This is a genomic window from Actinomyces sp., assembly GCF_030530635.1.
Classification (GTDB): Bacteria; Actinomycetota; Actinomycetes; order Actinomycetales; family Actinomycetaceae; genus Actinomyces.
Map to the genome: position 1 here is coordinate 2,317 of NZ_JAUMUL010000105.1, position 3,635 is coordinate 5,951.

The 3,635-nt window shown below is 71.3% G+C and carries 3 protein-coding genes; 2 read left to right on the forward strand and 1 reads right to left on the reverse strand.

Annotation, left to right across the window (positions count from 1 at the left end):
* Positions 1 to 417 precede the first annotated feature (417 nt).
* Both purF and purM read left to right on the forward strand, forming a co-directional pair.
* Positions 418 to 2,106 (forward strand): amidophosphoribosyltransferase, encoded by a 1,689-nt coding sequence (gene purF / locus Q4A20_RS14590; RefSeq protein ID WP_303124089.1) that lies wholly within the window; start codon positions 418 to 420, stop codon positions 2,104 to 2,106.
* Positions 2,103 to 3,263, forward strand: coding sequence for a phosphoribosylformylglycinamidine cyclo-ligase (purM, locus tag Q4A20_RS14595; protein ID WP_303124088.1), 1,161 nt, complete (start codon positions 2,103 to 2,105; stop codon positions 3,261 to 3,263). Before purF ends, purM begins: the two co-directional genes overlap by 4 nt.
* A 145-nt stretch (positions 3,264 to 3,408) precedes the next feature.
* On the opposite strand, the gene Q4A20_RS14600 is transcribed toward purM, so the two are convergent.
* Positions 3,409 to 3,621 (reverse strand): DUF3073 domain-containing protein, encoded by a 213-nt coding sequence (locus Q4A20_RS14600; protein WP_303124090.1) that lies wholly within the window; start codon positions 3,619 to 3,621, stop codon positions 3,409 to 3,411.
* Between the last annotated feature and the right edge of the window lie 14 nt (positions 3,622 to 3,635).

Below are 3,635 nucleotides of genomic sequence, written 5' to 3' on the forward strand. Positions count from 1 at the left end.
GGGAACGCCGACGCCGGGAACGCCGGTGGGCCCGACTCCCGGCGGACAGACCGCCGGAACACCGAAGGCAGGCCCAACTCCGACGTCCGGCACGGGGCGTGGTAAGAGAGGCCCGCTGGCCCGCACCGGCGCACCGATCGCCCTCGGCGTGCTTGCTCTTGGCCTCACAGGTGGCGGCGCGCTGCTGCGCGTTCGCCGGGCCGGTCGGGTCTGACCAACGCCTAGGTCGGCGAACAGCGTGTCGAGGTCGGTAGATACGGCCGACTTCGACACGCTGGTGCCGGTCTCGGTGTGTTACAAGTTCCGGTTTCGGCGGGGGCGGTGGCTTTGTGAAAGAATACCGGCGTGAGCTTTGGCGACTCCGGCCTGACCACCCCGCCCCTAAACGACGCGCTCGCCCATCCGCATCCCGAACCACTGCTCGCCCCTGGCGCAGAGGTGAACGAGGAGTGCGGCGTCTTCGGCGTCTGGGCGTCGGGGGAGGACGCCTCCCGCCTGACCTACTTCGGCCTGTACGCCCTGCAGCACCGCGGCCAGGAGGCCGCCGGCATCGCCTCCACCGACGGCACCAACATCCTCGTCTACAAGGATCTCGGCCTGGTCTCCCAGGTGTTCGACGACGGAACCCTGTCCAGCCTCACCGGGCACCTCGCCGTCGGCCACGTCCGCTACGCCACTCAGGGAGCCGGTACCTGGGAGAACGCCCAGCCGATGCTCGGACCGGTGGCCGGCTCTACCCTGGCCCTGACCCACAACGGCAATCTCACCAACACCCGCGAACTCATGGAGGCGGTACACCGCACCAGCGGGGAGGACCTCACCGGTGAACTCGGCCGCGGATCCTCCACGGACACCGCCGTCATCGCCGCCCTCATGGAACTGGTCTCCAAGCGTGGCCGCCTGGACGCCTGGGACTACGGCGCCGTCGACGCCGACACCCCCCTCTATCTGCCTGTCGCGGATGCCGACGCCGCCCCGCCGCTGAGTATCTCCGCCACGGCCCGGCGGGTGTTGCCCCTGCTGCGCGGCGCCTTCTCGCTGGTGTTCATGGACGAGCACACCCTGTATGCCGCCCGCGACCCCCACGGTGTGCGCCCCCTGGTGCTCGGCCGCCTGCAGCGCGGCTGGGTGGTCGCCTCCGAGACCGCCGCCCTGGATATTCTCGGGGCCGCCGTCGTTCGCGAGATCGAACCGGGAGAACTCATTGAGATCGACGCCAACGGCGTGCGCTCCGCCCATTTCGCCTCCCCCCGGCGGGCCGGCTGCGTCTTCGAGTACGTCTACCTGGCCCGCCCCGACACACGCATCGCCGGCCGCTCCGTAATCGCCGCCCGCAACGCCATGGGGGCGGCCCTGGCCCGCGAACACCCGGTGGAGGCCGACCTGGTCATCGCCACCCCCGAGTCCGGTACCCCCGCCGCCATCGGCTACGCCCAGGCCTCCGGCATTCCCTACGGGCAGGGGCTGGTTAAGAACACCTATGTGGGGCGCACTTTCATCCAGCCCACCCAGGCCCTGCGTCAGCTCGGCATCCGCCTCAAGCTCAACCCGGTGCGGGAGGTGATCGCCGGCAAGCGCCTGGTCGTCGTCGACGACTCGATCGTGCGGGGCAACACCCAGCGGGCCCTGGTGCGCATGTTGCGGGAGGCCGGCGCCGCGCAGGTGCATGTGCGCATATCCTCCCCGCCGGTGCTGTGGCCCTGCTACTACGGCATTGACTTCGCCACGCGCGCCGAACTGATCGCCAACGGCATGAGCGTGGAGGAGATCCGCGACTCCATCGGCGCCGACTCCCTCGGCTATCTCTCCGTGGACGGCATGGTGGCCGCCTCCGGCCAGCGCGCTGACGCGCTGTGCACCGCCTGCTTCACCGGTGACTATCCCATCGCCCCGCCCGGCACTGGTGCCCTGCCCGGTGCCCTGGCGTCGGTCCGCGTCCCCGGCGTCTACCGGCGTCGCAACGGTGCGGGAGCCGACGGTGGTCCGGCCACGCGCCGAGTCACCCGCCCGGATCTGAGCGCCGGCAGCCCCCGCCTCACACCCGTTGACGCCCCAGGCGAATCCGTCCCCGTTCCCGCAACCGCACCGGAAGGAACCTCCCGATGAGCCAGAGCGCACCCGCCGCAGATGCCCCCGCGCCCATCACCTACGCCGCCGCCGGTGTGGATACGGCTGCCGGGGACCGGGCCGTGGAACTGATGAAGGCCTCCGTGGCCGCCACTATGACGCCCGCCGTCGTCGGGGGAGTGGGTGGATTCGCCGGAATGGTCGACGTCTCCGAGCTGCGCGCCTATCGCCGGCCGCTGCTGGCCACCTCCACCGACGGGGTGGGCACCAAGGTCGCCATCGCCCAGGCGCTCGACCTGCACGACACCATCGGTCAGGACCTGGTCGGCATGGTTGTCGATGACATCGTGGTGGTCGGGGCTCGTCCTCTGCTGATGACCGACTACATCGCCTGCGGCAAGGTGGTGCCGCAGCGCATCGCCGATATTGTGCGTGGCATCGCCCGGGCCTGTGCCGCCGTCGATACCCCCCTGCTGGGCGGGGAGACGGCCGAGCACCCCGGTCTCATGGGCCCGGCCGAGTACGACGTCGCCGGGGCGGCCACCGGCGTGGTGGAGGCCGACCGGGCACTCGGCGCCCAGCGGGTGCGGCCCGGCGACGTGCTCGTGGCTCTGGCCGCCTCCGGCCTGCACTCCAACGGCTACTCGCTGGTGCGGCGCGTAGTGGAACAGGCAGGCTGGCGACTGGACCGGGAGGTGCCCGAGTTCGGCCGTGCCCTCGGGCAGGAGCTGCTTGAGCCCACGCGCCTGTACACGCGGGTGCTGCTGGACCTGATCACTCAGGTCGACCCCGCCGACGCCGATCCGGACCGGCTGCGCATCCGCGCCCTGTCCCACGTCACCGGAGGCGGGTTGGGGGCGAATCTGGCGCGTGTGCTGCCCGCCGGGACCGTCGCCGAAGTTGACCGCGGCTCCTGGACGGTGCCCGCAGTGTTCGACGTCGTGCGCAGGCTAGGCGCCGTTCCCTGGGACGACCTGGAGAGCACACTCAACCTGGGGGTGGGCATGGTGGCCGTGGTGGCCGCCGATGCCGTCGACGCCGTAGTGCACGGAGCCGAGGGCACGGGCCTGCCCGCCTGGGTGCTGGGCGCCGTCCACGACGCCGTCGACTATGAGCCCCGGGGCCGGTTGGTCGCCGGCACCAAGGGGGTCGACGGCGGCGCCGTGGACCTGCGGGGGACCTACCGCACCGCTTAGCGGGAACGTACGGCGTCGAGCTGAGCCCGGCCGTGGGCACGCAAGCGCGCCGTCGGCGGCGTCTACGCAGCCACGGACCCATGCTCGAGCCCGCCGCGTCCCGTGCCGGAAGTCGACAGTGCGCTCGGCACCGTCGCATCCGGGCTCAGGCGCTGTCGTCCTCGTCGTCCCAGTCGTCGACGCCGTACTTGGCGGCTAACTCCTCGTACATGTCTTCGTCGCTTCGGGTGTCGGGGGATGCCGCGGAGGACGCTGTGGCGAGCTCCCGTTCGAGCGCCGCGTAGTCCGTCTCCGGGCTGAAGTACTTGAGCTTGCGAGCGACCTTGGTCGCCTTGGCCTTCTGACGGCCGCGCCCCATAGGCTCGACCCCCT

Bases quoted from the DNA above. Each gene is read 5' to 3' on its own strand.
- purM (WP_303124088.1), top strand. From the start codon at position 2,103: ATGAGCCAGAGCGCACCCGCCGCAGATGCCCCCGCGCCCATCACCTAC.
- Q4A20_RS14600 (WP_303124090.1), bottom strand. From the start codon at position 3,621: ATGGGGCGCGGCCGTCAGAAGGCCAAGGCGACCAAGGTCGCTCGCAAG.